Here is an 18,272-nt window from a genome sequence, read left to right as displayed (position 1 = left end):
ATGCTGTTTCTTATGGCCAAAGCTTATCATTAGATTTGGGGAAGCCCTAAGAATTTTCCACCAGAAGGCGTCCCGCCAGATACAGCGACCCACAGATCAACAGATGGGCCCCTTGCTGGTGTTTTGCCAATCTTTCCGCCGCCTCCAAGGCGCTTCCGGCGGTGGACGGGTCGGGCAATCCCGCTTCTTTTGCCATTGCGCATAGTTCTGTGGCGGAAAAACTGTTTTCCTCCCCCGGGATGGTCACGGCCTGGAAACTGGCAATCAGCGGTGCGAAGGGCTGCAGGAAATCCACCGCCGCCTTGCTGTTCATCATACCGCAAATCACATGAACCGGGATGGATCGATCCCAACGGGCGATTTCATCGGCCAACGCAAGACCAGCAGCGGCATTGTGGCCGCCATCCAGCGTTACGGTCCAGTCGGGCAAGGCGCGCTTCAACGGGCCCTGTGTCAAGGTTTGCAGCCGGGCGGGCCATTCGATCTGGCGCAATCCCTCGCGAATCGCCTGATCCGGAAGATCGAACCCCTGATCCCGCAGGACCAGGGCGGCGGCGACGGCGGTGGCTGTATTGGCCTGTTGATGGGCACCAGGCAGGTTCGGGCGCGGCAACTGGCCAGACCAGGCCGCGCTGTCAAACCGATAGCCGCCATCCGGGCCTTCGGCGACGGACCATTCCAGCCCATGCCGCAGCAAGGGGGCCCCCACCTGTTGTGCATAATCGGTCAGAACCTGCTGCGCGACCGGGTCCTGGGGACCAATGACCGATGGGGTTCCAGATTTCTGTATCGCCGCCTTTTCCCCCGCAATGGCTGCCAGGCTGTCGCCCAGAAACTGGATATGATCCATAGAGATCGGGGTGATTATCGTGGCGGCCGGGTGGTCGACGACATTGGTAGAATCCAGCCTTCCCCCCAGGCCCGTTTCCAGCAACAACAGATCCCCCGGTGTTTCCGAAAATGCCTTAAAGGCGGCACAGGTCGTGATCTCAAAAAAAGTGATCGGGCGGCCTTCATTGACGGTTTCACAGTCGCTCAGCAAGGCCTGCAATGCCTCTTCATCAATCAGTCGCCCTGCAAGGCGTATCCGCTCATGAAACCGCGACAGATGGGGGGATGTATAGACATGCACGCGGTAGCCTGCGGCCTGTGCAATGGCACGCAAGGTCGCGATGGTCGATCCCTTGCCATTGGTGCCCGCCACATGCACGACGGGTGGCAGTCGGTCCTGGGGGCGCCCCAACCGATCCAGTAGGTCCTGGGTACGCCCCAAGGACAAATCAATCACCTTGGGGTGCAACTGCATCAGGCGCGACAATATCTCGTCGCTGCCCTGCGCGCCGACATCAGACAGAGAGGTTTGTTCAGGGGCGATCATGGAGAACGCAACGCCTTTTCAAATGAACGGGTGCGAAGCCTGTCAGGTCTTGGCGACAGACTTTCCAGCCGGGTTTGCTGTTTGATCGGTTGGCTGAGACGCGTCAGGCGTTGGAATATCCAAATCCTGGCCCGTGCCCGACGTCGCTTTATCCGCAGCTTTTCCATTGCCTGTGTCGATGGTGCGCCCCGCCATCAGCAACGTGATCAGCCCATGCAGGGTTTCACGCTGTTTCGCACGCGGCACGACCAGATCGACCATGCCATGATCCAGCAAATATTCCGCCGTTTGGAAGCCTTCGGGCAGGGTTTCCCGCACCGTCTGTTCGATCACGCGCCGCCCTGCGAACCCGATGCGCGCGCCCGGTTCCGCCATGTGGATATCGCCCAGCATCGCGAAACTGGCAGACACGCCGCCCGTCGTCGGGTCGGTCAACATGACGATATAGGGCAATCCCGCCTCTTTCACCTCTTCCACCGCAATGGTCGTGCGGGGAAGCTGCATCAAGGACAGGAACCCTTCCTGCATCCGCGCCCCACCAGAGGAAGGAATCGCAATCAACGGGGCCTTTTGCATCACGGCCAGACGGGCCGCAGCCAGCATGCCCTCACCCACCGCCATGCCCATGGACCCGCCCATGAAGTCAAAATTGAACGCAGCAACGACGACCTTCTGACCCAGCAGTTTCCCGTGGGCAACAACGATGGCATCCCCGCCATCGGTTTTCGCCTGGGCATCCTTCAAACGGTCTGTATAGCGCTTTTTATCACGGAATTTCAGCGGGTCGATCTTCACCCGGGGCAGTTGGATGCGGGTATAGTCCGCATCATCAAACAGATGATCCAGCCGCTTGGTCAGGGGCAGGCGCAGGTGATAGCCGCAATGCTGACAGACATGCAGATGGCTTTCCAAATCCCGATGAAAGATCATCTGTCCGCAGCTTGGACATTTATGCCATAGATTATCTGGCACATCGGATTCACCCACCAGTGCCTTGATCTTCGGTTTCACCCAATTGGTAAGCCAGTTCATGAACCGGTTAGCCCCTCTGATCCTGATTGTGTTGGTCTAACGTTAGCTTCGCACGCCATCGGCCAGTGCGGCAACATAGTCTAGCACGGCCTGGGCGCACCCTGGCAAGGGAGCCCCTTGATCATCCAGATTCGCCTTAACCTGTTCGATAATCGCAGACCCGATGACCGCCGCATCGGCTGCCCGCGAAATTTCACGGGCCTGCTCTGGGCTGCGAATGCCAAAGCCCACGACAATCGGCAGGTCCGTGTGCCGTCTGATCCGCGCCACGGCACCTCGCACCGGATCGGCCTGAATCTCCTTTGTCCCGGTGATCCCCAGGATCGACACGTAATAGACAAAACCAGATGTGTTTTGCAGAACCTTTGGCAGGCGTTTGTCATCGGTCGTGGGCGTCGCCAGTCGGATGAAATTCACCCCGGCCTGCAGGGCTGGAATGCACAATTCAACATCTTCTTCCGGCGGCAGATCGACCACGATCAAACCATCAATCCCCGCAGCGATGGCATCCTGTAGGAACCGATCCACGCCATAGGAATAGATCGGGTTGTAATAGCCCATCAGCACCAGCGGTGTTTCAGGATGTCTGGCCCGGAATGCAGTCGCCATCGTCAGGGTCTTCTTCATCGTCTGACCATTATGCAGGGCGCGCAGGCCCGCTGCCTGAATTGCCGGTCCGTCGGCCATCGGGTCGGTGAAGGGCATACCGATTTCAACGATATCCGCCCCTGCATCCGGCAGGCCCAGCAGAATTTCCAACCCGGTTTCGTAATTCGGATCGCCTGCGGTGACATAGGTAACCAGTCCGCCGCGCCCTTCCGCCTTCAGCGCCGCAAATCGCGCCGCAATGCGCCCTGAATCCGGCGCAATCGCCACTGCCGCCTCAGTCACTGCCGCCTCACTCACAGCTTCACCCCTAACAGATTGGCGATGGTGGTGACGTCCTTGTCCCCCCGACCGCATAAATTCATCACGATGATATGATCTTTCGGCAGGTCAGGCGCGATCCGCATGACATGGGCCAGGGCATGAGACGGCTCCAGCGCGGGGATGATCCCCTCCATCTTGCAACAGAACTGAAATGCCTCAACCGCGTCCATATCGGTGGCCGACGCATAGGTCACACGGCCTGTATCCTTCAGCCAGGAATGTTCTGGCCCGATGCCCGGATAATCCAGCCCGGCAGAGATTGAATAAGGTTCGACCACCTGACCATCGTCATCCTGGATCAGATACATGCGATTGCCATGCAGGACGCCTGGGCGCCCGCCGGTCAACGACGCAGCATGTTCTCCCGTCTCAATCCCCTTCCCAGCGGCTTCAACGCCGATGATATTGACGGATTTGTCGTCCAGGAACGGATGGAACAGACCCATCGCATTCGACCCACCCCCGATACAGGCGACCAGTGTGTCGGGCAGACGGCCTTCCGCTTCCATCATCTGTTCTTTGGTTTCATTGCCAATCACGGATTGGAAATCGCGCACCATGGCGGGATAAGGATGGGGTCCGGCCACCGTCCCGATGATGTAGAACGTATCTTCGACATTCGCGACCCAATCGCGCATCGCCTCGTTCAAGGCATCCTTCAAGGTCTTCGATCCGCTTTCCACCGCCTCGACCTCGGCACCCAGCAGTTTCATGCGAAAGACATTGGGGGATTGGCGGGCCACATCAACAGACCCCATATAAACCTTGCAAGGCATATCAAACAGCGCACAGGCCGTTGCGGTCGCAACACCGTGCTGGCCCGCGCCGGTTTCGGCAATGATGCGGGTCTTGCCCATGCGGCGCGCCAGCAGGATCTGGCCCATCACATTGTTAATCTTGTGACTGCCGGTATGGTTCAACTCATCGCGCTTGAAATAAATTTTCGCGCCGCCCAGATGCTCGGTCATGCGCTTGGCAAAATACAGCGGGCTGGGCCGACCGACATAATGCTTTGCATAATAGTCGATTTCCGCCTGAAAGCTTGGATCCGCCTTGGCATCTTCATAGGCTTGCTGGACCTGAAGGATCAGCGGCATCAAGGTCTCCGCGACGAAGCGCCCGCCATAAAGACCAAAACGCCCGCTTTCATCCGGACCGGTGCGATAGGAATTTAACTGTTGCATGGGTATCAGACCTTAACTGTTCCGTGACCCCCCACGGCCCGCAATCGGGTATTTTGTGCGAGGTCGGTTCTAAACCAGCAGCGGGGGCCTGTCCATACGGTGGATAAAGTGTGCGGATAACAAGTGCTGCGCTTGACCAAATCAGATGAGCCCGCCCGACAGCAATAATGGCAAAAACGAAAAAGCTCGCCAGAACGGCGAGCTTTCCCTAATCTATCGACGATGAGGGAAGGCAAGTTGCCCGCGAACCCCAAAGTCTCCTTACACTTTATGTGTAAGTATTTATCAGTAATGTCAATTGAAAATTAGGGACCTATGCTTGCCCTGCCAGCCGCCCATTCTGAAAGTCTTCCACGGCCTGGATCAGTTCATCGCGGGTGTTCATGACAAAGGGGCCATAGCGGGCGACGGGCTCGTTGATCGGCGTGCCTTCACCATAAAACAGGGCTGCGCCGTCAGGGCCTGCGGTGACCTCTACCGTGCCACTGCCGCCCAGTTGCGCCAGGGACGGTGCGATGACGGCACTGTCCTTGCCCTGATCGGACGAGCCGGTGACTTGGCCTTCATAGACACAGAAGAAAGCATTCCGGCCCGGTGGCGTGTCAATTGATATCTTTGCGCCCGGTTGAGCATTAATGCGCAACAGGCGGATCGCGGTTGCTGTTTTGGCCGGGCCGGTTACATCTCGATACGTGCCCGCAATGACATGTACGGACAAACCGTCACCTTCCACCGTTGGAATCTTGTCCGCGGTCAGATCCTGATAGCCTGCCGGTGTCATCTTATCGGCAGCAGGCAGATTGACCCATAGTTGAAAGCCGCGCATCCGGCCTTCGATCTGTTCGGGCATTTCCGAATGAATGATGCCGCGCCCGGCGGTCATCCATTGCACATCGCCCGGGCCGATGATCCCAGCACCGCCTGTCGAATCCTGGTGACGCAGCCGACCGTCCAGCATCACGGTGACGGTTTCAAAGCCACGATGGGGATGGTCCGGGAACCCGCCGACATAGGCGTTGGGATCATTGTTATCGAAACGGTCCAGCATCAAAAAAGGATCGATCATGTCGCATTGCTGTGTCCCGATCATACGGGTCAGGCGCACGCCGTCACCATCGGATGTTTCCAGTCCTTTTAGCACCTTCCCGATATACATCGCGCCACTCCATCCTCGTTGTTTCGTTACCTCTATATAATACTGCGCGACACAGGGTTAATCGGCCTCCTGGGAAACAGTCTGATCGTAATTTTCACCAATGGACAGGGCCAGAATGCGCGACATTTGCACGCCACTGAGGCCGGATTGCTTGCGCCAGATGTTGAATTGCGCCTGAATTTTTGCCAAATCGCCTTTGGATGTCGGCATATCGGCAACATCAATACCCGCATCCCGGATCGCCGCCACAACATCGCGAGATAACACAAAAGCGTCCCAACCGACCATGCGCAAGAGGTACTGTCCAGTGGCACCCCCCAGGCGGGATCCCCGCTTTGACAGGAACGCCATCAGACCAACCTGATCCTCCTGAGGCCAGGCCGCCAGGAATGCGCCAAAACTGCCATGTTCTGCAGCGATATCCTGCACAAACAGGGCGTTGGCATGAACCGCCCTGATCTTTTGCGCGTGGCGCACGATGCGGGTGTCACTGGCCAGATCATGCCAGAATTCATCGGGCTGAAAGCATAGAGGACCCGGCTGAAACTCCAAAAACGCCGCTTCAAATCCCGGCCATTTATGATCGATAATCCGCCAGACAAAGCCCGACCGAAAGATACATTTCGCCATCGCGGCCAGGATGCGGTCATCACCCAGCATTTTCAATTCAGACGGATCCGGGGCGCGGGAAACCAAGCGGGCCAGAGCTTCCTCTCCTCCCTTCCGTTCGGCTGCGCGTTTATGAATTTTTGCGAAAGATTTTATCGCCATGACCCATCATCCGATTTGAGAACAGAGAATACATCCAAAAAGCAAACCCCGAAAAGCACTTGCGGCATGCCCCTTGCTGCATCGCGAAACCGTCATACGCCGGTCACCAGAAGTCCATGGTTTCGTCATGCAACGGAAACAGCACCTTCACCAGATCGTCAAGCATTGCGGGTATGCCAGTTCGCATCGGTCAACCATGCCGGTACGACCGCTCTTTACACATTTCAAAAATGACCGAAAGAAGGAATGACTCTATGTCCGTGACTCGCCGTTCCCTGCTGAAAAGCTCTGCCGCCGCGACCGCCGTGGCGATTGCTGCGCCTGCCATCCTGCGCGCCCATGACGCCCTGGCCTCCTCCGGGCAGGTCGATGTCTATGCCTGGGGTGACTATATCAAAGAAAACATGATCCAGAAATTCGAAGGCGACACCGGTATCAAAGTGAACCTGTCGACCTATGGCTCCAACGACGAAGCCGAAAACAAGCTGCGCGCCGCCGGTGGCAAAGGGTTTGACGTGATCTTCCCGTCCATCACCAACGGCCCGAACTATTATCCAGACAGCCTGTTGGCTCCGCTGGATGAAAGCAAGGTCAAGATGGATAACATCATCCCGTCGATGGTCCGTGACTCCTTCAATCTGGGTGCCACCTATCGCGGCAAGCGCTATCTGCTGCCCTTCGACTGGGGCACGGAAGCCATTACCTTCAATTCCGAAAAGATGCCGATGAGCGATGCCGAAGTTTCCTTCGGCTCCCTGTGGGTTCCTGAAGCAAAAGGTGCATCCGCCTTCCGTCAGAAATCTGTGATCATGGGCGTTGCGATCTATTTGGACGCAACCGGTGAAGTCCCGTCCAACCGTGCAATGGACATCTATAAATCTGAAGAAGATGCCCGCCGCGTTTGGGATGCCTGCACCAAATTCATCCTGGCGCATAAGGAAAACATCGCCGCGTTCTGGAACAATGCCACCGAAGCAACCTCTGCCTTCACCGATTCCGGCGCCTTGATCGGTCAGACCTGGGATACGACCGGCCTGTTGCTGAACCGTGAAGATGCAAAATGGAAATACCGCATGCCGAAAGAAGGCGGCATCACCTGGATGGATTCCATGGGCGTGACCTCCGGAGCAGCCAATACGGACCAGGCCTATGCCTTCATCAACGCCATGCTGGAACCGGAAATGGCCGGCATGTTCGCCATGAACACCGGGTATAATTCTGCTGTGAAAAGTGCTGCGGACTTTGCCGGTGATGAATACCAGAAGCAATTCAACGAAGTTTACACAGATGCCGCCCTGGCAAATCTGTGGTGGTGGCAGGCTGACACCCCATACTTCGCATCCCTGCGTCAGGAATATGTAGAGAAGATCACCAACTCCTAACGCGTCCTATTCGGGGTCCGGGCGATATTTTAACGCCTGGACCCCACTTTCTTTCGTTACTTTTTCAGAATTGGGGGGCTTTTATGCGCGGGAAAGATGTTCGTCTGGAAGATGTTGTGATGCGTTTTGGAAGCTTCACAGCCGTCCAGCAAACCAATTTAACAATCGAAGCCGGTGAGTTTTTTTCTATTCTAGGGCCATCAGGATGTGGGAAGACCACGATCCTGCGCATGGTTTCGGGGTTCATTGATCCCAGCGAAGGCCGGGTGCTGATCGGCGGGGAACAGATGAATGGCCTGGGGCCTGCGAAACGCCCCACAGCCCTGATTTTCCAGAATCTGGCCCTGTTTCCCCTGATGACCAATTGGGAGAATGTTGCCTTTGGTTTGGAAGCCCGGGGTGTTGCAAAGGCCAAGCGTCGCGACCGCGCCTATGAACTGATGGCGCTGGTTGGTCTGCAGGGGCATGAAGAAAAAACCCCCAACGAATTGTCTGGCGGCCAGAAGCAACGCGTCGCCATCGCCCGCGCCCTGGCCGTGGAACCGGCCGTTCTGTTGCTGGACGAGCCATTGTCAGCGCTGGATTTAAAACTGCGCCAGTATATGCGCGCCGAATTGAAGGAAATTCAGCGCAAAACCGGCGTTACCTTCATCTTCATTACCCATGATCAAGGCGAAGCCCTAACCATGTCCGACCGGATTGCGGTGATGAAGGCCGGAGTGGTGGAACAGGTTGATACCGTCGATAATCTCTACGCCCATCCCCGGACGCCCTTCGTGGCGACCTTCGTTGGCGAAAACAACGTCCTTGAGGGCAAGATTTCGGACCTCCAAGACGGATATGCCGTCGTTGAAACCCAGCAGGGTGCAATTCGCGGTATCAATCAGGACAAGGCAACTGTTGGCGACAAGGCCATGGTATTCGTCAGGCCAGAGCGCACAAAACTGCTGAACGGAGCGGCCCTGGACAATACCTTCGAAGTGGATTTTGAGCGCCGCGATCTGGAAGGTGCCTTCGTCAATCTGTTTTTTAAGACCAACACAGGCTCCATCATCGTCCATGAAGCCAATCTGGGTCAGCACAAAGAGCTGGAAGGCCGCGCGAAGATCGGGTTCAACGCATCGGACGCCATCGTCATGCGATCGGGGGAATTGAGCGATGAATAGCCTGATCCGCAGCTACGGGAAGGGTCTGACCGGCATTTTCATAACCCTAACGGCGTTCTGGCTGTTGCTGCTGATTATCCTGCCGCAGGCCTTCATGCTGGACCAATCGCTGTGGTCGATCGACAAAGACGACCAGTTGGGTATGAAGATCGACCGCGCCTATTCTGATCTGGGTCTGCTGGAATATGATGTCCAACAGGCCACCGGCGATACCAAACCCGCCGTCCAGGCGAAGATTGACGCCCTGAAAGAAGAAATCTCAACGCTGGAGTCTCAGGAAACCGATCCGCCCAGAGAGTATGGGTTGCAAAATTATACCCGCATGTCCTCCCTGCATTTCTCAATCTTCGTGAAAAGCATTGTCTATGCCCTGGCAGTCACAGTTCTGGCCTTTGCGGTCTGTTATCCAGTTGCCTTTACCATCGCCAAGCTGGCGACCCCCCAGCGCGCCGCGCTGTTGATGCTGGGGCTGATTATTCCCTATGCGATCAACGAATTGCTGCGGGTTTATGCCTGGCTGATGATCCTGGATTATCAGGGGGTGATCAACAGCCTGCTGGCCTGGATGGGGGTTGTCAGTTTTGCCGACAAGACCTGGGTCCCATTCCTGGAATATCCAGGCTCTGTCTTTGTCGCCCTGATTTATGCCTATGTCCTGTTTATGATTTTCCCGATCTACAACACCGTCGATACGTTGGATAAAAACCAGTTAGAGGCGGCGCAGGATCTGGGCGGGTCGGTGTTCCTGACCCATTGGCGGGTGGTTCTGCCCCATGCCAAGCCCGGTATCGCCGTAGGGTGCATCATGACCTTCATGCTGTCTGTTGGCTCCTATTCCGTGCCGCAAATCATGACGCGGGGGAAATCGGGCGACTGGTTCTCGCAATTGATCTATCGACAATTCTTCGAAACCCAGAACTGGAATGTGGGCGCAGCCTATGCGTTCAGTCTGGTTCTTGTCTGCCTCGCCTTCATCCTGATCATGATGAAGGTGTTCAAGGTCGGCATTCGCGACATTTCGAAATAGGGGACGATGGGATGAGCACGCAATCCAATGGACCCGGACTGTCGGGCCTGATTTTGAAAATTTATATCGGGGTGTTCTTTGTCTATCTCTTTGCCCCGCTTTTGGTGATGTCACTGGCCGCCTTTAATTCCTATGAATATCCGTCTGTGACGCAATGGCGCGGCTGGACCCTGCACTGGTTCGGAGAATTGGCGCAGGATGATCGCATTCTGCAAGGGATCGTGAATTCTGTGCTGGTCGCCGTGGGCGTTGTGGGGCTGTCCCTGCCGCTGGGCCTGTCAGGGGCGCTGATCCTGACACGCCTGCAAAGCCGCTATACCAATGTGCTGTATGCGGTGTTGGTCTCTCCGCTGCTGATTCCCGGCATTATTCTGGGGATTTCCACCCTGATCTTCTGGGGGCGGGTCGATGTGCCAGGCGGATTGTTCCTGACGGTCCTGGCGCAGACCAGCTTTATCGCCTCCTATTCCATGCTGCTGTTCATGGCTAGGCTTCAGCGGCAGGATCGGGTTCTGGAAGAAGCGGCCCTGGATCTGGGCGCATCCAGCTTTTTCATGTTCCGTCGGATCACCGTCCCTTTTCTGGCCCCCACCCTGATTACCGGGGCTGTTATTGGCTTTCTGCAATCGATTGAAAACTATAACACGACCATATTCGCCATTGGCGGAGACTGGACATTGGTAACAGAGATAGGCTCGCGCTTCCGTTTTGGCCTGTCACCGGTTATCAATGTGATCGGGGTTCTTTTCGTGGTCCTGACCGTCATCGCCGCGACGCTCTATACGATCCAGAAAGAACGGGAAAAACAACGCCGCGCCGCCTTGGGATAAACAGACCCGCTGTGAGCATCGACATCACCTTCCGTTGCCCGCCTGAATGGCAGGACGTGCTGCCCCGACCCATTTCAGGGCGGCAGGGGTTGCCCGACTGGCTGAAAACCATGCCATCTGAGGCCCACAGCGCGCTGCTGGGTCAGGACGTGCGGACGGTGAAGCAATGCCCGCCCTTTCTGGATGCGATGGGCGGCGGCTGGATGATGCCGCTGTTATGTGATGTCACGGTACAGGACGGGCTCACCTTTTCCTGGGATTTGGACCTGCCGGTCAGCCGCCTGGATCGATTGACCCGTGCGCCGCTCTCCTGGCATCCCTCCGCCCAGTTGGATGGGGTACCCTTTGCTGAGCCGGGGATGGCCGCTCTGAAATTCAACTCTGCCTGGACGGTTGAGGTACCAAAAGGCTGGTCGGTGCTGTTTACGCATCCGGTCAATCGACTGGACCTGCCCTTCCAGACCTTAACCGGATTGGTCGATTGCGACGCCTTCAATACTGGCTTCGTGCATTTCCCGGCCCTGTGGCAGGATCGGGATTGGACCGGGACCCTACCAAAAGGCACCCCTGTCGCCCAGCTTTGGCCCGTGCCCCGCGCAATGACCGCGCATTTCGAAACGCTGGAAGGGCCATATGCCGATCAGGTTGAAGAAACCCTGGATCTGATCGGCCAGGCGCGCGGCGGGTATCGAAAGAACCACCGCGCATCGGACCACTGATCCTAGATAAGACCAAAAAGCATCACACCAGTGCAGAAGATTCGACAAGGCTAAACCGCCCTTTTGAGCGGCGGGTGAGGGCTTTGGATACGTCCGCTCTTAACTCTGCCCGCTCTGCCTTCAGGGCAGCCCCTGCCGCCTCTGCTTCGTCCAGACGCCCCAGTTCTGTCAATGCTCGGATCAGAAGCAAACGATCCTCTGCGCTGGCCTGAACAGCCAGTCCCTGGACCGCCTCTGCAGCCTTCTCCCAATATCCAAGCTTGAACATGGCAACAGAAACGCCGCGCAAGGCATCTGGATCGTCCGGAAAGGCCTGAAGACAATCGCCTGCTTGTTGCAATTGCCCTAGATCGATCAGAGCCAGACCCCGCTCAATTTGCGCATTACGATGATCCGGTGCGGACCTAAGACATCGGTCCAGCCAATAGAGCGCGTCCTTTCCACGCCCTTCTCGGCGCAGGAAAACCGCAAAATTATAGGCTGTTTGGGGTGGTGCGGACGGTGCACTTGCCGCTTTCTTAAACAGCGTTTCCGCGCGTTCCAGATCACCGGCCTGATAGGCCGCAAGGGCATCCTGGGTCAGTGCGGCAATTTTGGTCGCCGCCCCACCCATCAGGCCTTACCGTGGCATTGTTTGTATTTCTTGCCTGATTGACAGGGACAAGGCGCATTGCGCGGAATCTTACCCCATGTGCTGGGATCGCCCGGATGCACATAGCGCCCGGTCGCTTCATGCAGGACATAGCCTTTCGGCGCCGTTTCTGCAGTCAATGGCTTGTCAGACTGGGACGGGCCAGGGTTTGACAGGCTGCGGCTCTTCAACTGCGCAATGTCTTCATCTGCGGCTGGTTTAATGGCCTGCTGGGACTCTGTTTCCCGCTGCTTTTCCATCGCCTCTTCGACATTGGTGCGCAGTTCAACATGCGACAGCACCTGGGTCACCTGGCTGCGCAAACCAACCAAGAGCGATTCAAACAGGGCAAAGGCTTCGCTTTTATATTCATTCAGCGGGTCCCGCTGCGCAAAGGCGCGTAGACCGATCCCCTGGCGCAGATGATCCAACTGCAGCAGATGGTCCTTCCAGGCATTGTCCAGCAGTTGCAGCAACAGGCTGCGTTCCGCAATGCGCATCACGTCGGGGCCATATTTTGAGGCCTTTTCGGCCATTTTGCGTTCCACGGCGGATGTGATCCGGTCCCGGAATTCTGTATGACCGACACCTTCTTCTTTCGCCCATTCCGCAATTGGCAGATCCAGGGCAAACAGGCGGCGGCATTCTTCATGCAGGGATTCCAGTGCCCATTCTTCCGGCAATACCTTTTCCGGCACGCAGCGATTGACAACATCGTCAATGGTTTCGGCCCGCATGTCGCGGATCGTTTCATTGACGTCCTCGTCCCGCATCAGGTCTTTGCGTTGTTCGAAGATCACCTTGCGCTGATCGTTCATCACGTCATCGTATTTCAGCAATTGCTTGCGGATTTCGAAGTTGCGCGCCTCAACCTTGGACTGGGCCTTTTCCAGCGCCTTGTTGACCCAGGGATGGACAATCGCCTCTCCCTCTTCCAGACCCAGTTTGCGCAGAACACCATCCATCCGTTCCGACCCGAAGATCCGCATCAGGTCGTCTTCCAGACTGACGAAGAATTTCGATTCCCCTGGATCCCCCTGGCGTCCGGCGCGACCACGCAACTGATTGTCGATGCGGCGGCTTTCATGACGCTCTGTTCCCAGAACGAAAAGACCGCCTGCTGCCAGGACTTCCTTATTCTTGGTCGCGATATCGTCGAGGATTTCCTGTTTCTTCTGGGCGATCAGCGCCTCGTCCTCAATACCGTCCAATTCGCGCTGGACCCGCAATTCCATATTGCCGCCCAATTGAATATCCGTTCCACGACCGGCCATATTGGTGGCGATGGTCACCGCACCCGGCACACCAGCCTCACCGATAATAAAGGCTTCGCTTTCATGATGACGGGCATTCAGGATCTGATGTTTGATCCCGCGTTTCTTCAACTGACGGGAAAGGTCTTCTGATTTCTCGATTGAAACCGTGCCGACCAGAACCGGCTGCTTTTTCTTATTGCACGCAACGATCTGTTCGATCACCGCCGTGTCGCGCTCCGCAGAGGTGCGATACACCTCGTCATCATTGTCCTTGCGCGCCATGGGCTTATTGGTCGGGACATCCACCACATCCAGGCTGTAAATCTCGGAAAATTCACCCGCTTCTGTCAGGGCTGTCCCGGTCATGCCTGCCAGTTTGGGATACATGCGGAAGTAATTCTGGAATGTGATAGACGCCAGGGTCTGGTTTTCCATCTGGATTGCCACATTTTCCTTGGCCTCCAAGGCCTGGTGCAGCCCTTCGGAATAGCGCCGCCCTTCCATCATCCGACCGGTGAATTCATCAATGATGATCACCTTATTGTCCTTGACGATGTAATCGATATCCTTGGTAAACAGTTTATGGGCGCGCAGGGCCTGATTCACATGATGGACGACGGTGACGTTCTGCACGTCATACAGACCGCCTTCCCCCAACAGATCCGTCTTTTCCCGCAACAGCGCTTCGATATGTTCCGTCCCCTGATCGGTCAGGGTCACAGCGCGCTGTTTTTCATCCTTTTCGTAATCATCCTGGGTCAGATGCGGGATCAAGGCATCGACCGTCATATACATGGTCGATGAATCATCGGTCGGACCCGAAATGATCAAGGGGGTGCGGGCCTCATCGATTAGGATCGAGTCGACCTCATCAATGATCGCGAAATTGGGTTCGCGCTGGGCCATCTGCTCCAATCGGAATTTCAGATTGTCGCGCAGATAATCAAAGCCAAGCTCGTTATTGGTCGCATGGGTGATGTCACAGCGATAGGCATGCTGGCGCGCGTGTTCGTCGATACCCGGCACCACAACCCCGACTGTCAGGCCCAGAAATTCGTAAATCTTACCCATCCAGACAGAGTCACGACGGGCCAGATAATCATTCACCGTGACGACATGCACACCCTTGCCTGACAGGGCGTTCAGATATACCGGCAGCGTCGCGACCAGGGTCTTGCCTTCACCGGTTTTCATTTCCGCAATCTTGCCCTGGTGCAGGACCATCCCGCCGATCAGCTGCACGTCAAAATGCCGCATGCCCAGAACGCGTCTGGCGGCCTCGCGAACCGTTGCGAAGGCTTCATTCAGAATGTCGTCTTCGGTTTCACCCTCTGCCAGGCGCTTGCGAAACTCTGCCGTTTTGGCCTGCAGGGCAGCATCATCCAGCGCCTTGAACCCCTCTTCCAGGGCCCCGATCGCCTCAGCGCGTTTGCGCAAAATCCGAACAGTCCGGTCATTCGCAGACCCAAATACGCTTTTAAGCAAGCCGCCGAGCATGAAAGACGTCACTTTCAAGTTTTTGCCAGAAGAACCCTGGGCGTGAAGACACAAAGACAATCGGGTTTTCAGGCCCGATGACACTGCGATTGGAGATAAGGGTCCAACGCCGCTCTGTCAACGTACCCTTGCCGCAAGTGTCCGTCAGTTCTGCTTGTGATCCCCGGCTATCCATGGTTTCGTGCGCCCGAAATCAGGTCGCAAAGCCGTCCTGAAACATTGCCCTGCGACACTTTAGATGAGGATACCATGCCGTTTTCTATTAACGCCCTTCGTTCGACGCTTTCCATTGCTGTACTGATCGGCGGCCTTAGCTGTGCGGCGGCCGCACCCACATTGGCGCAATCCGATGACAAGACCGTTGCCATTGTGAATGGTACCGAAATCAAGCAATCGGAATTGGTCAATTTCTTTCAGGATTTGCCCAAGGAAGTGCAAGGGGCCGGCATGCAGGGGATCTATCCGTTGCTGCTGGAAGAAGTGATCGGCAGACACGTCATTGCCGACAAGGCCCGTGCCGCCGGGGTGCAGGACGACCCGGAACTTCAGGCGCGCCTGAAGCAGGTCGAAAATGAATTGCTGTATAATTACTATGTCATCAAGGAAGCGGAAAAGCAGGTCGATGATGCCGAAGTTCGCGCCCGCTATGACGCGCTGGTCGCACAACAGGCGCCGGGCCAGGAAGTTGATGTCAGTCACATTCTGGTTGAAACAGAAGACGAAGCGAAAGAGATCATCAAGGAGATCACAGATGGTAAGGATTTCGCTGAACTGGCCAAAGAACGGTCCCAGGATCCTGGCTCTGCCAGCAATGGCGGCAGCTATGGCTGGAGTCGTAAGGGACAGTATGTGAAACCCTTTGAAGATGCAGCCTTTTCGCTGGAACCCAACACATTCACGGCAGAACCGGTAAAGACCCAGTTCGGCTGGCATGTCATCCTGGTCAAAGGCAAACGCGATATCCAACCGCCCAGTTTTGAAGAAGTCGCACCCCGCATTCGGGAACAATTGGCGGAATCCAAAGTTCGGGGTATCATTCAGGAGGCCATTAAAGGGGCCACTGTTGAGCGCTTTGATATGGACGGCAATCCGATGCCGGCCGCCCAATAAAAAACTGACTTCAACCAGCAGAAGGCACCGCCATGGCAACGACCAAATCCCCGTTCGCTCCCAAGAGTTTCACGACCCTTCCGGAAGTTGCGGGGGTTCGCCTGGGGGGCATTGCCGCCGGGGTGAAATACAAAGGTCGCCCGGATTTGTTCATGGCAGAACTGGATCCGGGCACCACAGTGGCAGGGGTGTTGACCACCTCGCTGACCCGGTCTTCTGCGGTTGATTGGTGTGCCCAGGTCCTGAAGAAGGGTGCTGCCCGAGCCATGCTGGTGAATGCTGGCAACGCCAATGCCTTCACCGGCAAGGCGGGCATGGAAGGGACCGAGGCAATGGCGGAAGTCGCCGCCGCCGCCGTCGGGTGCAAAAAGAAAGAGGTCTTGGTTGCCTCAACCGGCGTGATTGGCCAGAAACTGCCCACCGACCGGATTTCAAAGGCTGTACCCAGGCTGCATGCCAATCTGAAACCCACTGGCTGGCCGACTGCTGCGCGCGCCATTATGACGACGGACACATTTCCGAAAGGCGCATCGGCGACCTGTGAGATTGGTGGCGTTGAGGTCACTATTGCAGGCTTTGCCAAAGGGTCCGGCATGATCGCACCGGACATGGCGACCATGCTGGCTTTCGTCTTTACCGATGCAAACATCCCCCACGCCGTACTGCAAAAGCTGTTGCGCAAGGCAACCGACAAGACCTTCAATTGCATCACCGTTGATGGCGATACTTCGACCAGCGATACGCTGTTATTGGCCGCCACTGGTAAAGCTGGAAACACAGCGCCCAAAAAGGCATCGGACAAAGCGCTGAAAGGCTTCCGGGCGGCCTTGCTGGATGTGCTGACACAATTGGCCCATCACGTTGTGAAGGATGGTGAGGGTGCATCGAAATTTGTCACCATCGATGTGACGGGGGCCGCCTCCGACGCCGCAGCCCGAAAGATCGGCCTGTCGATTGCCAATTCTCCGCTGGTAAAGACCGCGATTGCGGGCGAAGACGCCAATTGGGGCCGCATCGTCATGGCCGTTGGCAAGGCAGGAGAGCGCGCCGACCGTGACCGCCTGACGGTCGCCATGGGCGGCACCGTCATTGCGGAACAGGGGGAAGGCGTGCAGGGCTATGATGAAGCCCCCGTCACCGCCCATCTGAAGGGCCGGGAGATTGATATCGAAGTTGATGTTGGTGTCGGACGCGGCAAGGCCCGAGTCTGGACCTGTGACCTGACCCATGGCTATATCGACATCAATGCCGATTACCGAAGCTAGCCAATTCTGATGAATGGATGTTGGGATGCCAGTGGTGGGCTTGCAGAGGCACAGCGGGATGTCAAAACCCTGCTGGTGGTCGCAGTTGCCCTGCTGGACAAGGACGGTCGCATTCTGCTGTCCAAACGGCCGGAGGGTAAAAAGCTGGCGGGCCTTTGGGAATTTCCGGGTGGCAAGGTTGATCCTGGAGAAACGCCTGAGCGTGCCTTAATCCGGGAATTGCAGGAAGAATTAGGCATTGATACACGGGCTAGCTGCCTGGCCCCAATCGGATTTGCCAGTCACGCCTATGAAGACTTTCACTTGCTGATGCCACTCTATGTCTGTCGCGTCTGGCAGGGCACACCCCAAGGCCGCGAAGGCCAGGAACTGGCCTGGGTTCGTCCGCAGCGCCTGGGCGATTATCCCATGCCGCCTGCCGACATTCCCCTGATCGCCCAATTGCGCGATTGGGTTTAGGAACGCGCAGCCGCATAAAAATCGTCACCCCGGACCTGATCCGGGGTCCAGGGCGGTAGGCAGCGATTTAGATGTTCCACCCTTAACAGCCAACACCATTCTCATCCTGAGGAGCGGCAACGCCGCGTCTCGAAGGAGGGGATGTAAGGGCGGTGCTTTCAGCGGGCACACCCTTCGAGACGCTGCGCTCCTCAGGGTGAGGCGCTGGTTTATTGATCCGGAGTCCAGGGCGGCAGGCGCGATTGGTACGTGTGGCCCTGGATACCCGCCTGCGCGGGTATGACGAGGGTGGTGTGAAGTCCCCTCTTTTTGAAGTTAACCGCAAAGGGCGCAAAGAAGGGGTAAGGACGCTGAGGGGCCGATACTCGCATTTTTCGTCACCCCGGACCCTGATCCGGGGTCCAGGGCGGCAGGCAGCGATTTAGATGTTCCACCCTTAGCAGCCAACACCATTCTCATCCTGAGGAGCCGCAACGCCG

The 18,272-nt window shown here is 56.7% G+C and carries 16 protein-coding genes; 8 read left to right on the top strand and 8 right to left on the bottom strand.

Going from position 1 to position 18,272, the window contains the following annotated elements; translation table 11 throughout:
• Window positions 1–46: 46 nt before the first annotated feature.
• The 6 genes from ACOSDM_RS05615 to ACOSDM_RS05590 form a co-directional block, all read right to left on the bottom strand.
• Entirely contained in the window at window positions 47–1,378 is a 1,332-nt protein-coding gene (locus tag ACOSDM_RS05615) for a bifunctional folylpolyglutamate synthase/dihydrofolate synthase (RefSeq protein WP_420723510.1), read from the bottom strand.
• Between the two features lie 42 nt (window positions 1,379–1,420).
• Window positions 1,421–2,410: an acetyl-CoA carboxylase, carboxyltransferase subunit beta gene (gene accD / locus ACOSDM_RS05610; protein ID WP_420723509.1), complete on the bottom strand. Its 990-nt coding sequence runs from the start codon at window positions 2,408–2,410 to the stop codon at window positions 1,421–1,423.
• Between the two features lie 42 nt (window positions 2,411–2,452).
• Window positions 2,453–3,316, bottom strand: a complete 864-nt coding sequence (gene trpA, locus ACOSDM_RS05605; RefSeq protein ID WP_420723508.1) for a tryptophan synthase subunit alpha — start codon at window positions 3,314–3,316, stop codon at window positions 2,453–2,455.
• Window positions 3,313–4,524, bottom strand: a complete 1,212-nt coding sequence (trpB, locus tag ACOSDM_RS05600) for a tryptophan synthase subunit beta (RefSeq protein WP_420723507.1) — start codon at window positions 4,522–4,524, stop codon at window positions 3,313–3,315. Before trpB ends, trpA begins: the two co-directional genes overlap by 4 nt.
• Before the next feature lie 313 nt (window positions 4,525–4,837).
• Window positions 4,838–5,680, bottom strand: a complete 843-nt coding sequence (locus tag ACOSDM_RS05595) for a pirin family protein (RefSeq protein WP_420723506.1) — start codon at window positions 5,678–5,680, stop codon at window positions 4,838–4,840.
• A gap of 57 nt (window positions 5,681–5,737) precedes the next feature.
• Window positions 5,738–6,451: a DNA-3-methyladenine glycosylase I gene (locus ACOSDM_RS05590; protein WP_420723505.1), complete on the bottom strand. Its 714-nt coding sequence runs from the start codon at window positions 6,449–6,451 to the stop codon at window positions 5,738–5,740.
• Window positions 6,452–6,705: 254 nt separating this feature from the next.
• Here ACOSDM_RS05590 and ACOSDM_RS05585 point away from each other — a divergent pair, with 254 nt between their 5' ends.
• The 5 genes from ACOSDM_RS05585 to ACOSDM_RS05565 all read left to right on the top strand — a co-directional run bounded on the left by ACOSDM_RS05585 (window position 6,706) and on the right by ACOSDM_RS05565 (window position 11,575).
• Complete coding sequence (locus ACOSDM_RS05585) at window positions 6,706–7,833, top strand: extracellular solute-binding protein (protein WP_420723504.1); 1,128 nt, start codon at window positions 6,706–6,708, stop codon at window positions 7,831–7,833.
• A gap of 83 nt (window positions 7,834–7,916) precedes the next feature.
• Window positions 7,917–8,999: an ABC transporter ATP-binding protein gene (locus tag ACOSDM_RS05580; protein WP_420723503.1), complete on the top strand. Its 1,083-nt coding sequence runs from the start codon at window positions 7,917–7,919 to the stop codon at window positions 8,997–8,999.
• Window positions 8,992–10,026, top strand: coding sequence for an ABC transporter permease (locus ACOSDM_RS05575; RefSeq protein WP_420723502.1), 1,035 nt, complete (start codon window positions 8,992–8,994; stop codon window positions 10,024–10,026). The genes ACOSDM_RS05580 and ACOSDM_RS05575 overlap by 8 nt, the downstream gene beginning before the upstream one ends.
• 11 nt (window positions 10,027–10,037) lie before the next feature.
• A complete protein-coding gene (locus ACOSDM_RS05570) occupies window positions 10,038–10,856 on the top strand; it encodes an ABC transporter permease (RefSeq protein ID WP_420723501.1) in 819 nt (272 codons plus the stop codon).
• An 11-nt stretch (window positions 10,857–10,867) separates the two neighbouring features.
• Window positions 10,868–11,575 carry a hypothetical protein gene (locus ACOSDM_RS05565; RefSeq protein WP_420723500.1) on the top strand — a complete coding sequence of 236 codons (708 nt, stop codon included), beginning with the start codon at window positions 10,868–10,870 and terminating at the stop codon, window positions 11,573–11,575.
• 22 nt (window positions 11,576–11,597) lie between these two features.
• Here ACOSDM_RS05565 and ACOSDM_RS05560 read toward each other — a convergent pair whose 3' ends face one another.
• Both ACOSDM_RS05560 and secA read right to left on the bottom strand, forming a co-directional pair.
• The gene (locus ACOSDM_RS05560) at window positions 11,598–12,188 is read right to left on the bottom strand and encodes a hypothetical protein (RefSeq protein WP_420723499.1); all 591 of its coding nucleotides are present in this window, start codon (window positions 12,186–12,188) and stop codon (window positions 11,598–11,600) included.
• A complete protein-coding gene (gene secA / locus ACOSDM_RS05555; protein ID WP_420723498.1) occupies window positions 12,188–14,959 on the bottom strand; it encodes a preprotein translocase subunit SecA in 2,772 nt (923 codons plus the stop codon). The genes ACOSDM_RS05560 and secA overlap by 1 nt, the downstream gene beginning before the upstream one ends.
• Before the next feature lie 249 nt (window positions 14,960–15,208).
• Here secA and ACOSDM_RS05550 point away from each other — a divergent pair, with 249 nt between their 5' ends.
• From ACOSDM_RS05550 to mutT, 3 genes are read left to right on the top strand one after another with little or no spacing between them, the layout of a single operon-like run.
• Window positions 15,209–16,069 carry a peptidylprolyl isomerase gene (locus ACOSDM_RS05550; RefSeq protein ID WP_420723497.1) on the top strand — a complete coding sequence of 287 codons (861 nt, stop codon included), beginning with the start codon at window positions 15,209–15,211 and terminating at the stop codon, window positions 16,067–16,069.
• A gap of 32 nt (window positions 16,070–16,101) precedes the next feature.
• A complete protein-coding gene (gene argJ, locus ACOSDM_RS05545; protein ID WP_420723496.1) occupies window positions 16,102–17,334 on the top strand; it encodes a bifunctional glutamate N-acetyltransferase/amino-acid acetyltransferase ArgJ in 1,233 nt (410 codons plus the stop codon).
• A gap of 9 nt (window positions 17,335–17,343) precedes the next feature.
• Entirely contained in the window at window positions 17,344–17,793 is a 450-nt protein-coding gene (gene mutT, locus ACOSDM_RS05540) for an 8-oxo-dGTP diphosphatase MutT (protein ID WP_420723495.1), read from the top strand.
• Window positions 17,794–18,272 lie beyond the last annotated feature (479 nt).

It is taken from the genome of Hwanghaeella sp. LZ110, assembly GCF_048892525.1.
Classification (GTDB): domain Bacteria; phylum Pseudomonadota; class Alphaproteobacteria; order UBA8366; family Aestuariispiraceae; genus Pacificispira.
Note: the sequence above shows the minus strand (reverse complement) of the source record. Positions and strands in the feature narration are given on the sequence as shown.